13 protein-coding genes and 1 pseudogene are annotated in these 21,227 nt (G+C 59.6%); 9 read left to right on the forward strand and 5 right to left on the reverse strand.

Annotated elements, in window-relative coordinates:
• Nucleotides 1-140: 140 nt before the first annotated feature.
• The 3 genes from P6U30_RS11995 to P6U30_RS12005 all read right to left on the reverse strand — a co-directional run bounded on the left by P6U30_RS11995 (nucleotide 141) and on the right by P6U30_RS12005 (nucleotide 3,250).
• Nucleotides 141-773, reverse strand: coding sequence for a hemerythrin domain-containing protein (locus P6U30_RS11995; RefSeq protein WP_280973019.1), 633 nt, complete (start codon nucleotides 771-773; stop codon nucleotides 141-143).
• Between the two features lie 509 nt (nucleotides 774-1,282).
• Nucleotides 1,283-2,119, reverse strand: coding sequence for a universal stress protein (locus tag P6U30_RS12000; RefSeq protein WP_407169252.1), 837 nt, complete (start codon nucleotides 2,117-2,119; stop codon nucleotides 1,283-1,285).
• Nucleotides 2,120-2,872: 753 nt separating this feature from the next.
• Nucleotides 2,873-3,250 (reverse strand): hypothetical protein, encoded by a 378-nt coding sequence (locus P6U30_RS12005; RefSeq protein ID WP_280973017.1) that lies wholly within the window; start codon nucleotides 3,248-3,250, stop codon nucleotides 2,873-2,875.
• Nucleotides 3,251-3,602: 352 nt separating this feature from the next.
• On the opposite strand from P6U30_RS12005, the gene P6U30_RS12010 reads away from it, so the two are divergent.
• Together P6U30_RS12010 and P6U30_RS12015 are read left to right on the forward strand one after the other, a co-directional pair.
• The gene (locus tag P6U30_RS12010; RefSeq protein ID WP_280973016.1) at nucleotides 3,603-3,806 is read left to right on the forward strand and encodes a hypothetical protein; all 204 of its coding nucleotides are present in this window, start codon (nucleotides 3,603-3,605) and stop codon (nucleotides 3,804-3,806) included.
• An 873-nt stretch (nucleotides 3,807-4,679) separates the two neighbouring features.
• Nucleotides 4,680-5,165 (forward strand): hypothetical protein, encoded by a 486-nt coding sequence (locus tag P6U30_RS12015; protein ID WP_407169253.1) that lies wholly within the window; start codon nucleotides 4,680-4,682, stop codon nucleotides 5,163-5,165.
• A 2,661-nt stretch (nucleotides 5,166-7,826) separates the two neighbouring features.
• On the opposite strand, the gene P6U30_RS12020 is transcribed toward P6U30_RS12015, so the two are convergent.
• Nucleotides 7,827-8,342, reverse strand: coding sequence for a MarR family winged helix-turn-helix transcriptional regulator (locus P6U30_RS12020; protein ID WP_280973012.1), 516 nt, complete (start codon nucleotides 8,340-8,342; stop codon nucleotides 7,827-7,829).
• Between the two features lie 783 nt (nucleotides 8,343-9,125).
• Here P6U30_RS12020 and P6U30_RS12025 point away from each other — a divergent pair.
• The 6 genes and pseudogenes from P6U30_RS12025 (at nucleotide 9,126) to P6U30_RS12050 (ending at nucleotide 17,756) form a co-directional block, all read left to right on the forward strand.
• Nucleotides 9,126-10,361, forward strand: a complete 1,236-nt coding sequence (locus tag P6U30_RS12025) for a sulfotransferase family protein (RefSeq protein ID WP_407169254.1) — start codon at nucleotides 9,126-9,128, stop codon at nucleotides 10,359-10,361.
• 275 nt (nucleotides 10,362-10,636) lie between these two features.
• The gene (gene cysD, locus P6U30_RS12030) at nucleotides 10,637-11,536 is read left to right on the forward strand and encodes a sulfate adenylyltransferase subunit CysD (RefSeq protein ID WP_407169255.1); all 900 of its coding nucleotides are present in this window, start codon (nucleotides 10,637-10,639) and stop codon (nucleotides 11,534-11,536) included.
• Entirely contained in the window at nucleotides 11,536-13,422 is a 1,887-nt protein-coding gene (cysN, locus tag P6U30_RS12035; protein ID WP_407169256.1) for a sulfate adenylyltransferase subunit CysN, read from the forward strand. Before cysD ends, cysN begins: the two co-directional genes overlap by 1 nt.
• Before the next feature lie 754 nt (nucleotides 13,423-14,176).
• On the forward strand, nucleotides 14,177-15,157 hold the full coding sequence (locus P6U30_RS12040) for an ArdC family protein (RefSeq protein WP_407169257.1): 981 nt from the start codon (nucleotides 14,177-14,179) through the stop codon (nucleotides 15,155-15,157).
• Between the two features lie 203 nt (nucleotides 15,158-15,360).
• Nucleotides 15,361-16,428, forward strand: a complete 1,068-nt coding sequence (locus P6U30_RS12045) for a toprim domain-containing protein (RefSeq protein WP_280973008.1) — start codon at nucleotides 15,361-15,363, stop codon at nucleotides 16,426-16,428.
• A 426-nt stretch (nucleotides 16,429-16,854) separates the two neighbouring features.
• Nucleotides 16,855-17,756, forward strand: a pseudogene (locus P6U30_RS12050) (amidase family protein).
• A 463-nt stretch (nucleotides 17,757-18,219) separates the two neighbouring features.
• Here the strand turns inward: P6U30_RS12050 and P6U30_RS12055 are convergent.
• Entirely contained in the window at nucleotides 18,220-19,059 is an 840-nt protein-coding gene (locus tag P6U30_RS12055; RefSeq protein WP_280973006.1) for a class I SAM-dependent methyltransferase, read from the reverse strand.
• A gap of 296 nt (nucleotides 19,060-19,355) precedes the next feature.
• Between P6U30_RS12055 and P6U30_RS12060 the strand changes: the two genes are divergently transcribed.
• Nucleotides 19,356-21,101 carry an adenylate/guanylate cyclase domain-containing protein gene (locus P6U30_RS12060; RefSeq protein WP_407169258.1) on the forward strand — a complete coding sequence of 582 codons (1,746 nt, stop codon included), beginning with the start codon at nucleotides 19,356-19,358 and terminating at the stop codon, nucleotides 21,099-21,101.
• Nucleotides 21,102-21,227: the final 126 nt, after the last annotated feature.

The following is a 21,227-nucleotide window of genomic DNA, read 5'->3' on the forward strand; positions in this document are numbered from 1 at the left end:
ATGCAGTGTGGTTATAGGCAACGATGCCCATCCGGCTTGGTGTGATGTGGTCCGGCGCGGGACCCGAATATGCACATTCTGCGACAATCGCCGAAGTCGCCGGTTTGCAGTTACTTGACATCGCCGAAGATGACCCGCCGTCAAGGCAACGGCCCGTTTGCCTCGGTGCCGCCGCGTGCGACCACCGCCATCGCGGATGAAAGCGCGGCCGAGCGTCGTTCGGCTTCAGCCTCTTGCGCGAGTTCCAGAATGTGCGCTCTTAGCGCGTCGGAAATCGCTTCGGCATCCTCACTAAATAGCGGATCTCCATGATCGTTGAGGGCGGAAGCAGCGTCCGCCCAATCCTCAGCTGATAGCACCTTGAGGGCGGTGGGAAAGAGATCCCGTTCTTCCCACGTCATGTGATGTCGCTCGTGCATTATAAAATTGCGCACAATGTTGCCGACATCTTGCCGAAGGATCTCTCGATCTGCGAGAACGCCATCGATCGCTTCAGCGAGATGATGCAAACGATCAGCGCCTTCGTGATGCTCACATGTGATGTCTCCGAGGCTTGCAGCCGCATCCGGATCACGGATCTTCAGTTTGGCGAAGATCAAATCTTCCTGCGGGTGATGGTACAGTTCCGGGTAGACTTCGAAGTAGCTGATAATCGCGCGAATAACTTCATAGTCGGGACGATCCCCACGTTCAAAAATATCCAGTTCGCGCTGAAGCGCGTTGAGGAGCAGGTCGATATTGCGATGCTCTCGACGCAAACGATCGACGATCATTGTAGTGCTCCCAGGCAAGAACCTTCGACTTAGACAATGTAAGCTGAAAGCGATTGTGCCCAATTGCGCTGGATCAAGCCCGATCCGAGCCGGGATCCACCGGGCGCTGCCAGCCTAAATCGCAAAGAGGAGGCCGCAGTTCACCAGCCGTTCCGTCGCGCGCAGATCAGCTCAGGCCAATTGCGGTGCAGCAGGAAAACCGTCGACTTGCCGATCAAGCGAACGTTCCTTAATGCAACACGCTGCTTGGATGAGCTGATCTGGGAAAGGACCCGTCGCCTGGGTCCGCATGGCAGCATCGCAGCATCTGATCGATGGGTCTCGATCAATCGCTCGTGACGAAGAGGAAACCTGAGTACGTCCCGTCGGATCGACGGCGTCGCTGATTTGGTTCGCCGACGCTCATCGGCCATTAGCTTCAGATGCCCTCGATCGTGATGACTCATATCTGGCTGGCGCTGGGAGCATGCAGGAGGGAATGGCGGAAAATCGCATGGATGATCCCTCGCTCAGTGCGACATTAAGGTCGGGACGGTCATTGACCGAAGCAGATCGCGCCTCATACGGCCGAGGAGCTTTCCGTGCAGCCAGGAGGAGCTGCACGCGCTCATCACTATGAGATCGAAGATATCGTCCATTGCGCGCGAGAGGATCGATTGGAGCTTCGACCGGCGCACCGGGAGGACCGAGGTGACCTTCGCCGCGAGGCCCAGCCTTGCCAGATGCGTTACCAGATGGTCGCAGGAGCTTTCGGGCGAGACAGTGCCGCGGCCGGTGACCATGATGATGGTGAGAGCATCGGCTTTGCGCAGCAGCGGCATAGCATCGTGCACCGCGCGGGCTGCCAGCCGGCTGCTGTCCCAGCAAATCCCGATTCGCTTGGCTGAAAAAGGGCTATGAAAGGCGTAAGGCATGAACAGGACTGGACCTCCGGCCCTAAAAAGGATCTCGCTTGGCATAACGTTATCATAGCTGTCGTGGTCGCTCCGCGGCTGCGTGACGATAGTCACGTCGTGGACGCGCGCGCTCGCGCAGAGGAGCGCGCGCGCCTCGGATGGGACCGCACTGACCGCGCGGGTCGCGTAGGAGATGCCGGCGTTCCTCGCCTCCCGATCAAAGACGCGAATCGCCGCCTCAGCTCGCTTCAGCGCCCGGTCGTGCTCGACTTCGAAAATCGAGGTGACCGGTGCGCCGCCGGTCGCAATGAGGGGCATGATCGTTCTCTCGTATCCGATCGCCGTAGCGTCGAGATGGGCACCCGTGCTGACGGCGAGGGAGATCGATCCGTTCAGCGCAGGACGCACCGGAAGTTCCGTGGGAATGTGGACCAGTATGGTTCCGAACATTGCCCTTCTCCTAACATGAAAGGACGCGTTGCCCGTCAGACCCTGGCCTTCGCGGGGACAGTTGGACGTTTTGCATAATCGTTTGCCGACTTCGTTTGAGCGAGATCAACTCGGCCGCGGCGTATTTCTTGCAATGCTCTGATGCCGAGTAAGGAGAACCGGCATGATGCCTGTCGCATTAGTAATCGGTGGAGCTGAGAAATCGAGACCCGTTCCCGCGCGTCATGGGTGGCGGCTCGGACGATGCCCCACGATGCCGTCAATTCAGACCATGCGATGGGCGATCGCTCGGGCAGGCGAACTCTACGGTGGCAAAATCGGTCGAGCGCAGCCACTACACGCGCAATGTCACCCCAATCTGCGGGTTCCGGTTGTGATCGACTGGCTGCGTCTCGTGCATGTCAACACAGGCCTGCTGGTCGCGATAGCTCGCGATTCATGCAAACCGCCATTCTGCCGCAGCACAGATCGGACAATGAGGCCGACCCGGAAAGCTCGTCGGAGCCTTCGCATTCCTAGCCGCCGACGTGTGGTCGTCACGGGCGCGCTGTTTGCCACGGAGTGTCGACGATGTGGCCGAGGCGTTAGACATCTACGGCGTTGCTCAGGTCCCGTCGTCGCCGCAGGAACCGCAATCGGTGCGTCAGCCGCAGTAAGGCTTGCGGCGGCAGTGCTCCGATTGAGGGAGTAAACCGCGAGAGGGGATATTGGAGCCAGTTCATGAGCGGAATGACAGTTCGAACGCACGTGCACTCAGTCATCTGGATCGATCACTTCATAGCCAAGATATTTTCTGTCGGAATGACAGGCGCCAGCGCAACGGCCGTGCGTGCGCGTTTGCCATCCCAGCAGCTGCATCACAAAGCGAATACGACCGGCCCTGGCTGCATCCATGAAGATCCCACATTCTTCATCAGGGTCGGCGAAGCTGTCGGCGGCTGCACTGATCTGCTCATCATTGGGCCAGGTGCCGAGAAGACCGACCTTATGCACTTTCTGATAAGGGCGCGGCCGGACCTCACCGTGCACGTTGAGTCGTGCGATCGGCCGAGCGACCGGGAAATCGTGGCATTGGGACGAAAGCGATTCCACCTCGACTGAATGTAAGAGAGCAACCAGAAAGTCGGCCAAGACACGATGAGGGTGCTGCCCGAGTACATCGAGCCGATCAACCGCGAAATTTCGAATGGGGGCGGTCGGCACACTCTCGAGTGAAGCTCTCACTGGCGGGATAATGAAGAAGTTGCAGGTGGCTCGGGGGTAGCTGAGGATTGTGCCGCGAACCTCGCCGCTCTCAATTGTCCTTGGCTTGCGCCACTCGTGTTTCAAGGCCGTGGCGAGCGATCTAAATTAGCGCGGTGCTCGGAACTCGCCTGGTGCGATCGTGCCGATTGCATTGCGGCTTCCAGGGTGGCAGTCGAGCCAGCAGATGCGTCCCGATCCGCGGTGATGACATCCGATGCTATTCGCACCAGACGCGCCAATGGGTGGGCTGCACGGCGACGCGTTCTCCCGTCTGTACCTTGATCCAGCCACCGAAGCTGCGGCGGCAGGGGAAGACCAGCCGGTGAATGATGTTCCCCTCGATCACGGCAATCTCCAACACGCGATCAAAGGGCGCCGTTTCGATGCGTTCCCAAGTGAGATGGCGACCGGCTCCGCGGTGCCGTTCATCGTTGCTGGTTGACAAGATCAAGCAATCTTCCGGGCAGTGCGGTCCGCATCGCCTGTCTCGCCCGCGATGGCAAGACGCAACCGACCCATGTTGCAGGTCAACGAACGTCAAACGCGGCGTCGAATGGACGGCGGCGACGAGCCGGCGAGGCTAGCTGGATGTCTCCGCTGAATCGGCCGGGGCAGTGCAGCCATCTGAGCGGATGTGATGATAATGACCAAGATCAGACCGATCGACGCCGGGAGAATGTGTATCATGAATGGTGTGTCCTATGCGTTTTAAGCGTGCCTTCATCCCCCCGCGTGGTACCTTATCAAGCCGGTGCGCAATCGGATTGAGCGAGATCAAAATCTCGAATGCGCAATGATGTGAGGATTCTGGTGGGAAGAGAATCGAAGGAGAATCGCACTGGTTCGCTGTAGATCAGGGCGAGACGTGTGGTGACGTGGGCTGCGAAGCAGTTGGCGGATTGATTGCTTACCGCGGATTGTCGATGGTCTTTCCGGCACTGGTCGCGGCCACAGCTATGAGCACTGAAGAACCGAGTCTCGGCGGCATCGTGTAGGCTCGCATCAACCTGATCACTGGCTATGCGATCGCGGCCGCTGAGGGGCCCTCAAGAGCGACAACGCGTTGGTTTTCAGTTGCTCGCGAACATGAGATTAGGGAGACTTCTCTGTCGCCAATCCTTGTTGGCCAGCGGCGCTATCGCCACCGATAGACGGGTTTTTGTCACCAGGGAACGTAGCTAGCTCGCTGTCGCCGCAGATGCATTTCGGTGGGCGTTACCCGGGGAGTTTCTTCCCGCAAGTCGGGGTCCTATTTGATGGATGTCAAAAACCAGCCAGGCTCGGGCAGCTAAAGCAAGCTTGAGAAGTATCGCGCATGGTTACTCAACCTGCACATATTCGTGGTTCTGGACTGTTCAAAAATCTGCTCCGCAGGTTACGGGCGAGCCTCTCCCAGCAATCAGAATTGGCTTACTTGAGCCGGCAGGACATCGACTTTATCGCGCGGGAGCTTAATCTCTCCACGTCCGATTTTCGAGCGCTGGCGCAAAGTCCGAGCTTGCCCGAGCTCTTGAGCAAGCGTCTCGCGCGTGCCGGCATTTCCGAGGAATCGCTTGCCTCCGCGCAAGGCGACGTGTTGCGCGATCTTCAGCGCGTATGTGGACTGTGCTACGCCAAGGCCCGATGTGCGGCCAGCCTTAAACGAGAGAAGCCGGCAAGTGCCGTGAAATACTGCCCGAACGAGGCGACGCTGCACGCCCTCGCTCGTGAGGCGGACAACACCTGCAGTACGTTGGGGATTGATGCCAATCCGTCGTGCTCGGGGATACGATCTGATAGCCATTGTTCGATCCGAAGATGAGCGGCCTGGCTGTGCCCCTGCATCGCCCAACTTGTGGGCCAGTGATCGCTTAACACTTTACGCCACGGGTGCTGAGCTTGCCGTTCCTTGGAGTCAGCTCTGATCGGCTCTGGGCGTCTTATAGCGCAATGGACAAACCTGGCGTTCGGCGCCAACGCAATTGTCGTGGCCTCGATATATGGGCTCCAGTCGATCTGCAGCGCCCGCTTCGTGGGGGCTCGTACTAATCTCCAAGAAGCGCGCTGAGGGGCTTGACTATTCGTAGCGCTGTTCCATCTGATCGGGCCGCACATCGACAACATCCAGCGCCGCCGGACTGTGCTCAGATCTTCGGCATCATGCTCTCGACAACGCCGTGGATACCATCGTGAATGACATGATCAACAGCGGTGCATCGGTTGCGTATCGCAAATCCGCAATCGTTTACCCCAAGGCGTCAATCCGGCCAGTGCGCACTTCCGGGTCTCGACGAACGCCATCATGGTGTGCATGTCCGCGATGTGAGCGCGCGGAAATCTTTCGGACGCGTATCAGTCGGATCCGTCCCTGCACGGTGGACGAAGGTCAGGAATCCGGTGACGAAACAAAACGCGGATCGGAATCAGATGAGGAGACGGTCCAGGCGCCCGCGGTATGCTCCGATGAGCAAAAGGATTCGTCGGCTCGCCCGGAATAGGCGGGGCTGAAGCCGAATATGTTCCGTGCGAAGGTTGAATCGGCGATACCGCATGGAAGGGCCAGTAGTCGACTGCGTGGATACTCGTGTTGTCTCCGCGCCTGTTACTTCGTCATCGCGGCGGGGAGAAGCGCTTGTTCAGCGGCACATAAGTTGTATCCATTTCGCAGAAATGTCCTGCGCTATGGTTATGATGCCTCGCATCTCGTGTGAATCGTGCCGGTCAAGTAGCTGCACACAAAGTATATCACAGCAAGGCTGCATAGTTATATGGTGTATGTGTGAGCGGTGATCCAAACTACAGCGTGCGCTCCTGTGATTCCATGAGACGGGCCCATCTCTCAAAAAGGCGTCCAACAGGATGGAAAAATGAAGGAAAGAAACAGGGAACTCTGGGGTCGGATCATTTTCAGGCGTTGTGCGATTCGTCCTCGCTCAATAGCGAGCGCTGCCCTGTTGAAGCCCGTAAACGCGGATTGCTGCGTTTGCAAATGCGTAGCCAAGTCGGGCCGAAACCTGACGAATTCACGCAACGCCGCAGCTGCCATTGATAATCGCTTTAGCTCTTGGGTCGCCAAAGCAGCGCGAGTTCCTGTGATTGATCGTCTTTTATGGGTCGTCGCTGCGGAAAAGTTGTGCTACAAGCCGCTCCTCTGAAAGGAGCATCTACTGTGAAGCAAGCAAAGAAGAAACGCGTTAAGCGGCGCGAGTGGACCAAGGCAGATATCAAGGAGCTCAAGGCCCATTCGAAGGCTCGGACTCCGGTCACAAAATTAGCAAAGATGACCAAGCGTACTGTCGGTGCGCTACGCCAGAAGGCCTTGAATCTCGGAATTGGACTCGGACATCTGCGATAGCAACTCCGTGTCGCGGAACAGAGTAGGGCGGCTCGCGAGCCGCCCTTGTGAGCGATTGGAGATTGTGTCTTAGACCTGACTGCAGACTGCGTTGTTGTCCGCCACTCGTCCTCTGCGTTGTCCCGCACCATTTTCTGTTTGAGCGGGGTAATCCTGGAAACCTGCGGACCCCCTGCCGTACATTGTTGAGTGGTCGAATTGCGAGCGAAGCAGCTTGCTTATCGGCTTCCTCACAAGCGTTTCGTTTTCTTCACATGCTGCCGAGTAATTTGCATCGCCGCGGCAATCGGAATGCTAAGGTTCACCGCGGCGGGGAGGCCGGCTTCGCTGGCCGTATCAGTGCAGCAGAGATGAGAGCATTGCTTCGCCGTCCATGCCGAGTTCGTCGTGAAATTCAGGATCGCACGAAATAGATCGATGTACCCAGTAAGCCAGTAAGAGGCTTCCGGATTCCATCCAGGAGACGCAAGCGGCGGGCGTATGACGTTCCCGCCGGGGTTCGGCGCAATAGTGCTGCACGGCCAATCCCACTTAGGCTGGAGGGCCCATATCCTCGAGGTTGAGGCGATTTGCTGATACCGCCAAGTGCGGATCCAATGGTTTCCGAAGACCCCGAAATCCGCGGCAAGGTGCCAGAATGGCGGAGCAATGTGATCGCCTGACCCGAATGCACCGGCTGTTATCTTCAGCCGATGCTTGCATCGACTCGACGGGATAGCAGCCTTCCGCGACACTAGGCCGAGGCGTAATGCGGCAAATGCTCAACAACCGTCGTCAGTCGCACAGGCTCAAGAAGAGACAAATTCCGGAGCCGGCCATTCATCGAAGAGCCCGGTGGACCTGAAGTGTAGGTGAAAGCAAGCGCTGCGGATGGGTCTCCTGCTCGGTTTGAGTCCTCGACGTCCCGAACGATACGGTGCCCTGAGTAGCAACAAGAAAAGTGCTCGCGTGGCTTCATAGTTGGCGGCAGATCGGCTCCGTCCTGAGCATGTCATAATCCGCGCACCATCGATCGTGCAAACTGACCACAGCCAGCGTCGTCTGCGTTGCTTTAACAAAACGTCGAAAGTTGAAAGATCGGACACGGCATTTGTCCCTCGTTATTTCTGAGGATCGTGCAACTGGTCCTCAGAACTCCAGGGCGATTTTCAAGCGAGCCTTTTCCAGGCGACGCCTGACGGCGGCCAGCTTGCCAGCGAACTCGGCGAACTCCGCAGCGCTGAATTCGCCGAAAATGAACTCATCCAGTGCCTTCTGTTGCGTAGCAACGTTCGCTAGATGCTTGTAAGCTGTTTCCGTCAGCGACAGCCGCACAACCCGAGCATCGCTTGTGCAGGACTTGCGACGCACCAGGCCCTTTTTCTCCAGTGCCTTTGATTGGAGCGTGACGAATGAAGCGTCGGCGTGTATCAGCTTTGATACCACATTAACGGGAACACCATTCTCTGCCTTCAAATCTGCCAAGCCGACCAAGACCATCCACTGCGGCCCGGTAATGCCAAGCGCGTGCGCCAACAGTTGACGAACGTCCTCCAGGCAGCCGTTGATGGATCTGATCTCCCATGAGAACTTTCGCACCATCTCCTGATGTTCAGCAATGGTACGACCCCGCGCTTTCGCGGAGCTGGGCGGATCCGACAGCATTGTAAATCAAGATGTCCTTCTCGATTGTTCTCTTACCGCGAATTGGGAGTGTGGGTAAATGGCAGCTTGCGGAAAGCGGATCAAATGTTTGGTACGATCTGGACGGAATAAGGGGCTGAACGGCACGCGATGAAGGAGGCAGCTGTACCCGCAGGCGAGTTCGCGACGTATACTAGCATCGAGCGTGCCTGCAAGCTCCTCGTGCGTTGACCTGGAGTGGGTATCCACGCGGAAGGCGATCTCGTTCCGCCTAGGTGAGATGCTTGCGAATATCTCGCGGCACCCGGCTTGTTGGTGATGTATCGGCTGGGCCTCCCGCGTGGTGAGTTCCTTGCATCGTAGCGGCCTCGTCCACGCATCTCCGATCGTGTCGACCGTCTCTCCGTTCGACTAGCTAGCGATCTTGGAAGCAGCATCGAGGGCCGAGTCGTCCCGACAACAGATCCATGCGGATGAGCACTTGCGCGATAAACGTTCGTATAGTTTTTCGAAGCGATTCTATATCGGCTACTTATCTTCGTAGAATTGAACTCGCCGTTCTGTCTGCGTTAGCTCTGTAGGCCATCGGGCGATCCCGGGCCAGGACCTGAAATTGCTGACATCCGGCCAGGTCATCCGAGTTTGATGGCTCCCGGATGAAGAGTTGCAGCCGAAATCCTTCGTGCACGATGGCTCGGTCCGAGCGGTCCGCCTGTGTAGAATGCCGCGGCCACCATCATTTCTTTCCGGTGGGGAAGGGGTGGGCTGCGCTTGCGCTGTCCAAGGGGCAGAGGGAGCAGTATCATGAGCCGGGATGTTAATTGCGCACCTGCAGTCTGTTTTCTTCTCGGTCTTCCACGGTCCGGGACGACGCTGCTGGCGCATTTGCTCCAGCAGCATCCGGATATTGCGGCTCCGCCTGAACCTTGGCTCATGCTGGCGCTTGAGGCATTTGGCAGGTTGCGCCACGGTCATCCGGCTGGGTCATCACTGATTGAAGCCGCGGCCTCCGAATTCCTGGGTCGTATCGACCGCAATATGGTCAGCCGCGCTTTTGCAGATGCGGCATACGGTCAATATTTGGCTGCCGCGGGCAAGCGCATCATCATAGATAAGACCCCCCGCTATTGGATGGTGCTCGAATTTTTGGACGCGCTTTATCCGGACGCTCCGCAAATCCTCCTGATGCGCAATCCCTACGCCATTGCTGCATCCCTGAAGTCGACATGGGGAATTCCACTTCAGGCAGAAAACACTCGATCCGTCAGCGTCTCGTCTCTCGCTGATCTTATGCTCCGTCTACCCGACGGCATTGCGTCGGCGCTCGCCGACCTGGTTCTGGGCCTGCCCAGGCTCGCGGCGCACCGCGCTCGCCAACAGACGCAGGTCGTGCAGTATGAACTGCTGGTGGCGCATCCGGAGGAGGAAATACAGCGCCTGGTTGCCAGCCTCGGCTGTGAACCAATCAGCATTGGGGCGACGATGGAGCAAGCGGGCTATTTGCTGTCCAGCAGCTTTGGAGATCGAAAGATCCTGGAAAGAAGGACCATCGATGGCGGCTCCGTCCACGCGTGGCAAGCCCAGTTGAGCATCGAAGAAATGCAAACGGTAACCGATCTGGTCGGCGCCGAGCTCATGATAAAGCTCGGTTATGAGGAGGAGCTTCGGCATGCCCAACAAGCTGGAATCGTGGATAAGGGACGTGACGTAACTGAACTATATCGCCGGATATTTCGAATCTGGTGGGATTTGCGCACGTCCTCCGGCTTCCCAACCAACGCCGGCGAATTGACCTCCGTGGCTCGGCAGGCTTCAGACAATGCTTGCTCCCCGGAGTCGCAGCATACATCCGAGACCATAGTCGAGGCGAGTGCGCGGCTGGAAGCTGCGATGGCGGCTCCGTTGCGCAACGCACTTTCAGCCTCTGAGGCCGCTCGAGGTACGCAAGTGGAGGCGATTCGCGATCGCGATGCCACGATCGCGGCGTTGCGGGCCGAGATCGTGCGGCTCGAGCAAAGCCTCAAGGGAATCGAGCGATGACCGATAGGCTTGCCATCAAACTGAACGACCTGACCTTTTGGTGATCGTTGTCTCGCGACGAAGCACGTCAACAAAACATCCGATGGGCTGGTCGTGGAGAGCAACGAAGGAGCGGCAGGACGTCCACATAACTAGCCTTGCGACCGTCGCGGTATTTGACCCAATTGAAAGCCACGCGATATAGCACACCCGATCGCCGGAACGGCTGTGCGGATCGGAGCAAGTACGTCAATACGGGACTGAGCGAGCAGAGATCCTGCATCGAAGAAAGACATATGCTGCCGAAACATCTGCGCCGACTCGAAGCTGAATCGATCGAAATCATGCGCGACGTGGTCGCCGAGTTCAAAAAGCCGGTCATGCTCTATTCGATCGGAAAGGACTCGAGCGTCATGCTGCACATCGCGATCAAGGCCTTTTATCCCGCGGAGTTGCCGTTTCCCCTGCTTCACGTCGACACGACCTGGAAGTTCCGCGAAATGATCACGTTCCGGGATGAGACGGCCAAGCGGCTGGGCGTCGATCTGATCATCCATGTGAACAATGAAGGCATCGAACGCGGGATCAACCCGATCGTATCCGGTTCGGCTCTCCATACCCAGGTGATGAAGACCGACGCTCTGAAGCAGGCACTCGACCTCTACCAGTTCGATGCAGCCTTCGGCGGCGCGCGACGTGACGAAGAAAGGAGCCGCGCAAAGGAACGAATCTTCTCTTTCCGATCAGCGCGTCATGTGTGGGACCCCCGCAATCAGCGGCCGGAGCTCTGGAATCTCTTCAACACGCGAATTCGTCAGGGCGAAACCATGCGCGTATTCGCGCTGTCGAATTGGACCGAGCTCGACATCTGGGAGTACGTCATGTTCGAAAAGATCCCAGTCGTGCCGCTCTATTTCGCTAAGCGAAGGCCTGTCGTGCGACGAGGCAGTGCGACGATCATGGTGGACGACGAACGGTTGCCGCTTGAATGCAACGAAACCCCGGAGATGCGGATGGTCCGGTTTCGCACGTTGGGGTGCTATCCCCTGAGCGGAGCCATCGAGTCAGACGCGACCACGATCGAGGGCATCGTCGCGGAAATGCGCTCGGCAACGGCGTCGGAGCGTCAAGGACGCCTGATTGATACCGATGAGGCCGCTTCGATGGAAAAGAAGAAGCGGGAAGGCTACTTTTGATGGCTTCCACAATGACAACTGCACCCGTTGAGGCCGGAACAAAGGATCAGCTGCGATTCATCACCTGCGGTTCCGTAGACGACGGAAAGTCGACGCTGATCGGACGCCTGCTGCATGACGGCAAGATGATTCCCGGCGATCAGCTCACGGCGCTGGAACTCGATAGCGCCAAGCACGGCTCGGCCTGCAATGACATCGATTTCGCGCTGCTCGTGGACGGGCTCGAAGCCGAACGGGAGCAGGGCATCACGATCGACGTCGCCTACCGCTTCTTCACGACGTCGCGGCGCTCCTTCATGGTGGCCGACACGCCCGGGCATGAGCAGTACACCCGCAACATGGCAACCGGCGCCTCGAACGCCCAGCTCGCCATCATCCTGATCGATGCGCGCAAAGGCGTGTTGGTCCAGACCCGGCGCCACTCCTTTATCTGCTCGCTGCTCGGTATTCGCCATATCGTGCTGGCGGTGAACAAGGTCGACCTCGTTGCATACAAGAAGGAGTGCTTTGATCGGATCGTCGGTGACTACCTTGGCTTTGCCGCCGGTCTTGGCTTTACTTCGATCATTCCGATCCCGATTTCGGCCCGCTACGGCGACAACGTCGTGGACCGCTCCGCGCATACCAAGTGGTACCATGGTCCAAGTCTGCTCGGGCATTTGGAGAGCGTCGATATCCAGTCCGACGCCGCAAGCCGGGCTTTTCGTTTTCCGGTCCAATGGGTGAACCGGCCCGACTTGGATTTCCGTGGCTATGCCGGGTCAGTAGCCTCGGGGAGTATTTCGGCGGGAGACGAGATCGTTGTCGCCGCATCCGGACGAACGACGCGCGTCAAGCGGATCGTGACCCAGGCGGGTGACCTGCCCCGAGCCGAGGCTGGTGATGCCGTCACCCTTACGCTGGAAGATGAGATCGATATCAGCCGTGGCGATCTTCTGGCGCGGCCAGGCGAGCGGCCGAAAGTCGCTGATCACTTCGCCGCTTATCTGATCTGGATGGACGAGGAGCAACTCGTTCCGGGACGCAATTACATCCTGCGGATCGGATCGCAGACCGTGGCCGGCAACGTTACCGCAATCAGGCACCGGATCGAGGTCAACACATGTGAGCACCTCGCAGCCCGGACGCTTTCTCTCAACGAGATCGCATTCTGCAATGTTGCGACCGCATTGCCGGCCGTATTCGATCCTTACGATGTCAATCGGAAAACCGGATCATTTATCGTCATCGATCGTTACACCAATCGTACGGTTGGCGCGGGCATGATTGCGTTTCCGCTGCGGCGGGCCACCAATGTTGCCTGGCAAGCGGTTTCCGTGGGCAGGAGCGAGCGTGCCGCACTGATGAATCAGAAACCTTGCATCGTCTGGTTCACTGGCCTGTCAGGCGCGGGAAAATCGACAATTGCCAACCTCGTCGATCAAAAGCTGTTCGCAGCATCGCGCCACACCATGCTGTTGGATGGCGACAACGTCCGCCACGGATTGAACTGCGATCTTGGCTTCAGCGAGGCTGACCGCGTGGAGAACATCCGGCGCGCCGGCGAAGTCGCCAAGCTGATGGCCGACAGCGGCTTGATCGTGTTGTGCTCGTTCATCTCGCCCCACAGGGCCGAACGAGATATGGTGCGAAACCTCGTTGCTGAGGCGGAGTTCATCGAAGTCTTCGTCGACACGCCGATCGAGGAATGCGCGCGGCGCGATCCTAAGGGTCTGTATGCAAAGGCGAGGTCCGGAAAGATCAAGAACTTCACGGGCGTCGATGCGCCCTACAAAGCGCCGACGAGGCCCGAAATTCACCTCAGGACCGTGGGGCAGACGCCCGACAAATTGGCGGAGACTGTCGTCGATGTCTTGGCGGCGCGCGGAATCATTGGCGGTCGCTAGCATCGGGCACGCCCTGTAGGTCCATCACCGATTTTGCAGCACATGACTGTCACCGACAAGCTGGCCCGGTCGGGTCGACTCGGGTTAAGCCGTGCTCATTGATCAGACCAACTGGCCGAAAGGAATAAAATGGTCGCACCCACCCGTGAACTGCCGACTTCCGGTTACGTGCTCGAAGTCGACGGCCAATTGAAAGCCGAATTCTCGACCCGAGATGGAGCCTGGGCACGAGCGGAGGAGCTTAAGACGCGTCGTCCGATGCTTCAGGTCAGAATCTACAACACCCTGACAAAGGCCCGGGAGGAAGTCCGGCTTCCACGCGCTTGATTGTTCCGTAGACGTGTTTTTCCGCGCGTGCGGCTGGCGCCGCACCGGGCTCTCGAACCGAGCCACGCAGCGTCTCGGGGCAGCCGGCGTCGATCCCTCGCGCACCAATGAGGTATCCCCGTCGTGACTGGGTCCGGGCGATGACCTTCTGCCATACGCTGTGAACCGCTTCGGGGAGAAGCAGTCGGTTCCGAATTCTCGCGACCGGCGGCGCCATGCTGGTCCTTTCCTCGCGGCCTCGTTTTTGCCGGCCGCTCGGCCGGAGCGCGAACAGATAGACGGTTCAAGAGGCAGGCTGCCGGTCTGCCCGCGAACAAATCGGCGCCGAGGGCCGCAGCTGCAGAGCAGAGTGAGAGGAGCGCCCGCTTCGCCGTGACGGGTTTGTAGCCGCGAGAGAGTCTCGCGACGCCCGTCGCGGAGACTCGCGATGAAGCGAAATCCTTCCCGGGCGCGCGCCGGCCAGGACCGGGCCTGCTTCTATGACGAAATCACCGATAAGATCATCGCCGAACTCGAAGCCGGCCATGTGCCGTGGGTTCAGCCCTGGAGGGCGGCGCCGGACGGGGCGCCGCCGGCCATGCCGAGAAACGCCGCCACCGGACGCCGCTATGGTGGCATAAACATCCTGCTTCTCTGGAGCGCAGCGACGGAGCGCGGATTCGCAGCTCAGAGCTGGATCACCTTCCGTCAGGCGCTGTCGCTTGGCGGTCACGTCCGCAAAGGCGAGCGCGGCGCTACTGTCGTTTATGCCGATCGTTTCGTTCCGGCCGACGAAAAACGTCGTGCATGCGAGGCCGGCGATGAAGCGCAGGCGATCCCGTTCCTGAAACGTTTCACTGTCTTTAACACGGATCAGTGCGACGACTTGCCCGCGGAGATTGCGACGTGCGCGACACCTCCACCGCCGGGTATGATCGAGCCGACCGTCGACAATCTGATCAAGGCGATCGGCATCGATTTTCGGATCGGCGGCGACCGCGCCTTCTACGTTCCGGCCGAAGACTACGTGCAAGTGCCGCCACCGGCGGCCTATTTCGAACCGATCAATTGGCACCGCACAGCCTTGCACGAGATCGGTCACGCCAGCGGCCACCCCTCACGCCTCAATCGTGATCTCAGTGGTTCATATGGCACCAGGAAGTATGCCTTTGAGGAACTGATCGCCGAACTGAACGCGGCTTTCTGCTGTGCCTCGCTCGGGATCACGCCGACTGTCCGGCATGCCGATTACATCGCGTCATGGCTTGAAGTGCTGCGCGAGGATAATCGGGCCATCATCCGCGCGGCAAGCCAGGCCAGCAGGGCCGCGGATTACATTCTCGGCTTTTTGCCCGATTCCGACGTGGACATCGCAGCAGAAGGCACGGATTCACGTGGCTTGAAGCCTCACTTTACGGGCGAAGAGTGAGAGGAGGCGGGCGGGTTTCCGCGACGGGTCGGAGGTCGAGAGAGAGGCTCTCGGCTGCCAGTTCTGGAGAACCGAAATGATGATGGCTGTCCGAAACGACTACGGCGCGTTCGGCGTGCTGGCGCCCGGCAGGCAATATCGAAACCACGCGGCAACGGTTGTGCAAAGTTGTCAAGGAGCATCGGTAAACGGGAGGTCCGGTGATGCCGCGTGACGCTGCCGAGCTGGCGCGCCGCCTTGCCCGTGATGCCGAGGCGGTATGCCGCCATTACCTGTCCAACGGACGGCGCCAGGGCCGCTACTGGACGGTGGGCGACGTTCGCAACACGCCAGGCCGGTCGATGTTCGTCCGGCTGAGCGGACCGGAATCCGGTCCCGGCGCCGCCGGGCGCTGGACCGATTCCGCCTCGACCGAATATGGCGATCTGCTTGACGTGATCCGCGAGAGCTGCGGATTCATCGACTTCCGCGACGTCGCCGATGAGGCACGACGCTTTCTGAGTCTGCCGCGCGCCGAACCGCGCCGCAGCCCAAAGCACGTGGGCACGCCTGTCCCCGCCGGATCGCCGGAAGCAGCGCAGCGGCTCTTCGCGATATCGCAACCGATCACAGGTACGCTCGCGGCAGCGTACTTGCACCATCGCGGCATTACGACGTTGCACGACACCGCATCGTTGCGCTTCCATCCGCGCTGTTACTACCGGCCGGATGAGCACAGCACAACCGAGACCTGGCCGGCGATGATCGCCGCCGTCACCGACCTTGAGGGCAAACTCACCGGCGCGCACCGGACCTGGCTCGACCCTGACGGATTCAGTGAGGCGACGCTCGGCAAGGCGCCGATCGACACGCCACGACGTGCCATGGGCGGTCTGCTCGGCCATGCCGTCCGCTTTGGCGCGGCCGACGACGTCCTCGCTGTCGGCGAAGGCATCGAGACGATGCTGTCGCTGCGCTGTGCGCTGCCTGCCATGCCGATGGCTGCCGCGCTCTCGGCCAACCACCTTGCCGCCTTGCTGCTTCCGCTGACGCTGCGCCGCCTCTACATCGCCCGCGATGCCGATGCCTCAGGTGACATGGCGCTCGCGGCATTGACCGAACGCGCCGAAGCGGCGGGCATCGAGGCGCTTGCCCTGTCGCCGCAGACGGACGACTTCAACGAGGACCTGCGTGCATTCGGCCTCGGCGCGCTGCAAGCGGCACTGCGCATCCAGCTCGCGCCACAGGAGGTCGTTCGTTTCATGCTCTTCACTGAGGCCGAGGCGGATTGACCGATCGGCCTCCGGCGCCGCCGGCAATTGGGCAGATCATGTCGTGTTGTAGTGTTGCGGACTGCCGTCCATATTGGACGCTGGAGCGCACAGCCGGATTTGCCCACCCCTGCCGACTTGCGCGGTGCAGCAAGTCGGCAGCTATCCGGGGTACACGGGTCGTGGCACTGACGCATTCCGGAAGGCAGCACATGACCCAATGCGGGCCTCCCTATCAATGCTATAATATGGGCATTCACTTAGACGGCGGAGTGAGCACACTGTGACGGGCAACACGGCTAACGATAGCCTGATTGACCTTACGGCAACGGCCGCAATTGACTTGATGCGTCGAGGCGACGTCTCTGCGGAGCATTATGCGAAAGCTCTGTTGGAGCGGGCTCGAAGTTTTCTGACCTTAACGCCTTTCGAACGCTTGATCCCGAAATGTTGCTCGAAGCTGCTCGCGCTGCCGACATAAGGCGCAGGGCAGGCGGCGTGCTTGGCAAGCTGCACGGACTGCCCATCCCCGTGAAAGACAGCATCAACACGCGCGACTTCCCGACCTCCAATGGCACCCGTGCCTTGCGCGATTTCAGGCCCAAACAGAACGCAGCCGTTTCGAGCCACTGCTGACCGAGGGCGCAATCGTGATGGGAAAGACAAACCTGCACGAACTCTCGTTTGGCTGGACAAGCAATAATGAAACCTTCGGCAGTGTGTGCAACCCCTATGACCGCGCGCGGATTCCGGGCGGCAGCAGCGGCGGATCGGCCGCAGCGGTCGCCGCGCGCATTGCGCCACTGGCAATCGGCGAGGATACGTTCGGGTCGATCAGGGTGCCGGCAACATGTTGCGGGCTGGCGGGCTTGCGGCCGAGCTTTGGTCGCTACCCCGGTCAGGGCATCATGGCGCTGACCGACAACAAGTTTGATCAGGTCGGTCCGCTGGCGCGCGCCGTCGTCGATCTCCTTCTGTTCGATCGCGTCGTCACCGGCGACGACACGGCGCCGACCGCGACGCCGTTGCGCGGTGTCAGAATTGGCCTGTCGTGCGATCATCTCCTCAGCGGCCTCGACCCGGAGGTCGGGCGCGTTGTCACTGAAGCGTTCGGCAAGCTCCGTGAGGCCGGCGCGACGCTGGTGGAGGTCGCCACCCCCGATGTTGTGCGGGCGGCTACGGACATTGGAGGGACGATCCTGATCAGCGAACTCGTCCAGGGGGTCGCGAGGTACTTGCAGGAGCAGGGGACTGGCCTGACCCTTCGAGGCAATGTTTGCGCAAGTCGGCCCTTCGATGAAAACATACATCGAGACTCGAGCGCTGCCACCGAGCAGACCCAGTCGTGAGGCTTATGAGGCAGCGCTGGCCAGGCGCGATCAACTGAAGGCTACCGTCCGCGATTGGTACAGCCAACACAATATTCTGATGCTTGCACATCCCGTGATCATGGGTCTCCCACCGAAGATGTCTGACCGAAGTGAAACCGAGGTCGGCGGACAAAAGTGTCGCGATCGGGCGCAACATCGCCTTGGGAGTCTGTGCAAGCATGTCTAGCTTGGTTCTGCCAGCCGGTGAGACCCCCAGTGGTCTGCCTGTCGGATTGGAATTTGACGCATTGAGCGGACAGGACCGGGAGCTGCTGTCCGTCGGCTTATCGCTTGAGGCAACGTTGGGCCGCGCCAACCGGCCTCCTCTGTTGGGGTAGCCGCCTCGCCGCATGGATCGTTGTAAGTCTCCACGGTCGACCCAACGAAATGCTATGCCAAGCGACCGGCATCACGTTGCTCCATCGGAAACAGATCGGATCTATTACTGTCGCGGCTTTACCCCGCTTCCAAGAATGGCAGGCATGGGGACCCGGAAGCGGTCCCCGTTTCGGAACAGCTGATCCACGCCTTCAGCGACGGCGACGTTGATTGCCGAGAGAGCAGCGCTGTCTTGAGCAAGAAGAAGGGCCCTTATCCTTACCCCTCCCTGCAACGCCAGATTGACCAATCCGGTCGCAGTTTTCAGCAGCAGCGTCTGAGCCACAGTAGTTGCAGCGACATCGGAGAAGTCCACTTGCGCAAGCGCGGCCTTCATATCCTCCGGATCGCCGAACTGGAAGAAATCGGGACCGTGCGGCAGGGGAACGTCAACACGCCCGTGAGCTTTCACCGTCCCCAAGATAAGGCCGAAGCCATTGGCTGGTGAGGGTCGTTCCCAAACGCTGATCGCCACGCGGCCGCCGGGACGAAGGACACGATACATTTCCGCCAAAGCGCGGTCCGGCTCGGGCACATGGAGTAAACCGTAGCCGCAAACAACGGCATCGAACATATTGTCGGGATATGGCAAATCTTGCGCGTCCCCTTGGCGACAATCGACCGAAGGAGCGTTCCGGCGGGCGGCGGCGACCATGGCCTCTGAAAAATCGACAGCTGATACCTTCGCACCGCGCTCCGTAGCAGCCAGCGCGAGCACGCCGTGTCCCGTGCAGACATCGAGCACGTCACATCCGCGAATGACCCCAGCTGCATCGAGCGTGACATCAACCGACTGCGCCGTCAGCGGACCAAAGACAGCTTCGTAACCCTCGGATACTGCGTTCCATCCGCTTCGTTCAAAGTCTCGAAAAGCGTCCGGCTCGTTCGACACCTGAATTGGCATGTTCTGAACCCCGATCAGAGTTTCTTGGTGGCGTTTAGAAAGAGCCGCGGCAGTCGAAGATATCACCAACCAGAGGCAACGAACAGAAGCTGGGAGGTATCGGTGACTTCGGAAGGGCGACTGACCATTCCTGGCCCAACTCGGACCTCCCGAGTTGAGCGTTCCGCGCTGTGGTCCCGGCAAAGTGCCATTTGAGGCAATCGGGCTCCTGCGATTACCGCTCACATGTCGGCAACAAAATGCTAGGGTACCCCTTGTGCCAGCGGCGTGGTTAGTCTGGTCGTTTAGAGGGCGCCTTGACCGAGCAGCGGGTTCAAAGGCGATTGGCGGCGATTTTGGCCGCCGATGTGGTCGGTTACTCCGCGTTGATGCAACGCGCCGAGGAAGCCACCTATTCCGAGTTTGAGCGGCTCAAGCGGGAATTGATCGAGCCTGGCCTCTCCCGCCACGAAGGGCGGCTCATCAAGACAACGGGCGATGGTGCGCTCGCCGAGTTCGCGAGTCCCGTTGCCGCCGTGAGATGCGCGGTCGAGATCCAGGATCATCTTGCCTCAGGCAGCAGCCCCCTAAGGTTACGTATCGGGCTGAACCTCGGTGACGTTATTGTTGGGCAGGACGGAGACCTTTATGGCGACGGGATCAACATTGCTGTCCGGCTAGAGGGTGTCGCCGATCCCGGCGGCATCCTGATTTCCGAGAAGGTGTACAGCGAGGTCGAGGGTAAGCTGGACGTTGGCTTCGAGGACCGGGGTCAACAGCACCTCAAGAACATCTCCAGGCCGGTCCGCGCTTTTGCTGTGCGCGCGGGAGCGTCTGGCGGGCTGAGCGACAGGCTGAGACCGCCTCCGCCACTCGCGGACAAGCCGTCCATCGCGATCCTGCCGTTCCAGAACATGTCCGGCGATCCCGAGCAGGAGTATTTTGTCGACGGCATCGCTGAAGACTTGCTGACGACTTTGTCGAAAATCCAAGAATTGCTGGTCATCGCACGCAATTCGAGTTTCGTGTTCAAGGGACAGGCGCGGGATATCCGCGAAATCGGGCGAATACTTGGGGCTCGCTACATACTGGAGGGGAGCGTTCGCAAGGCCGGCAATCGCGTGAGATTGTCGGCACAGTTAATCGACAGCCTGAATGGCAGTCATGTGTGGGCCGACCGTTTCGAGGGCGACCTCGAGGACGTGTTCGAACTTCAGGACCGGATTACGCAGGACATCGCTGCCGCGCTCGAGGTCCGGTTGACGCTTGGCGAACAGGTGCGGGTGTGGCGCAAGCGCTCCGGCAGCCCGCTGGTTTACGAGCATTTCCTCAAAGGCCGTACCCTGTACGTCAATTTTGCCAAGCACACTCATGCACAAGCGCGCCTCGAATTTGAACGGGCCTTGGCCATCAACCTTGACTATACTCCGGTGCTTTACCTGTTGGGGCTCACATTAACCGACCAGGTTCGCTTTGGCTGGGAAAGAGACGAGGCGACAACCTACGAGGCGGCGATGGAGTGTGCTGCCCGGGCTCTGGCGGCCGACCCAGACAGCTACATGGCATACGTGGTGATAGGTTATGCGCGGTTGTTTCAACACCGGCATGATGAGGCTTTGGCAGCCGGCGACAAGGCGATTGCCCTCGGCCCGAACTGCGCGGATGCGTATCACATGGCTGGCATGTTTCACGGCTACGCTGGCGATTTCCGAAAAGCCGCTCAGTACGAGGAGCAAGCACAGCGGCTCAGCCCGCTTAGTATTAGTCAATCGATGGTCGATGAGGCACGGGCAAAGTTTCACCTTGGCAATCTTACCGCTGCACGCGACATTGCCTCGCGCGTCCTAATCGAGAGGCCACACTGGCTAACAGGGCAGGCCATTCTTGCAGCGTCGCTCTGGAACCTCGGCAGTGAGGACGAGGCTCGAGCAATCGTCAGGAAGATGCTGACAACCCATCCCAACCTTACCGCAAGCCGCTGGGCGCAGGGATTACCTTACCGCCACCAGGAACACCTGGACGCACTGATGAAGCCACTGCGCCTTGCCGGGTTACCCGAATGATCCAGTAGCCGCGATCAGCGGACGCTCGTCTATGCCGAAGTGGTGATCGAGTCAGGCAGCAGAATTCGAAATGGTAAGGAAACGGATACAGATGCGGGAGACGTCATTGGTTAGCGGGTGTTTACT

Origin of the sequence: Bradyrhizobium sp. ORS 111 (assembly GCF_045571485.1) — a bacterium.
GTDB lineage: Bacteria > Pseudomonadota > Alphaproteobacteria > Rhizobiales > Xanthobacteraceae > Bradyrhizobium.

What these genes read in the sequence shown, in the direction of transcription:
- P6U30_RS11995 (WP_280973019.1), bottom strand. Translation starts at nt 773, where the DNA reads ATGATCGTCGATCGTTTGCGTCGAGAGCATCGCAATATCGACCTGCTC.
- P6U30_RS12000 (WP_407169252.1), bottom strand. Translation starts at nt 2,119, where the DNA reads ATGTTCGGAACCATACTGGTCCACATTCCCACGGAACTTCCGGTGCGT.
- P6U30_RS12010 (WP_280973016.1), top strand. Translation starts at nt 3,603, where the DNA reads ATGGGTGGGCTGCACGGCGACGCGTTCTCCCGTCTGTACCTTGATCCA.
- P6U30_RS12015 (WP_407169253.1), top strand. Translation starts at nt 4,680, where the DNA reads ATGGTTACTCAACCTGCACATATTCGTGGTTCTGGACTGTTCAAAAAT.
- P6U30_RS12020 (WP_280973012.1), bottom strand. Translation starts at nt 8,342, where the DNA reads ATGCTGTCGGATCCGCCCAGCTCCGCGAAAGCGCGGGGTCGTACCATT.
- P6U30_RS12025 (WP_407169254.1), top strand. Translation starts at nt 9,126, where the DNA reads ATGAGCCGGGATGTTAATTGCGCACCTGCAGTCTGTTTTCTTCTCGGT.
- cysD (WP_407169255.1), top strand. Translation starts at nt 10,637, where the DNA reads ATGCTGCCGAAACATCTGCGCCGACTCGAAGCTGAATCGATCGAAATC.
- cysN (WP_407169256.1), top strand. Translation starts at nt 11,536, where the DNA reads ATGGCTTCCACAATGACAACTGCACCCGTTGAGGCCGGAACAAAGGAT.
- P6U30_RS12040 (WP_407169257.1), top strand. Translation starts at nt 14,177, where the DNA reads ATGAAGCGAAATCCTTCCCGGGCGCGCGCCGGCCAGGACCGGGCCTGC.
- P6U30_RS12045 (WP_280973008.1), top strand. Translation starts at nt 15,361, where the DNA reads ATGCCGCGTGACGCTGCCGAGCTGGCGCGCCGCCTTGCCCGTGATGCC.
- P6U30_RS12055 (WP_280973006.1), bottom strand. Translation starts at nt 19,059, where the DNA reads ATGCCAATTCAGGTGTCGAACGAGCCGGACGCTTTTCGAGACTTTGAA.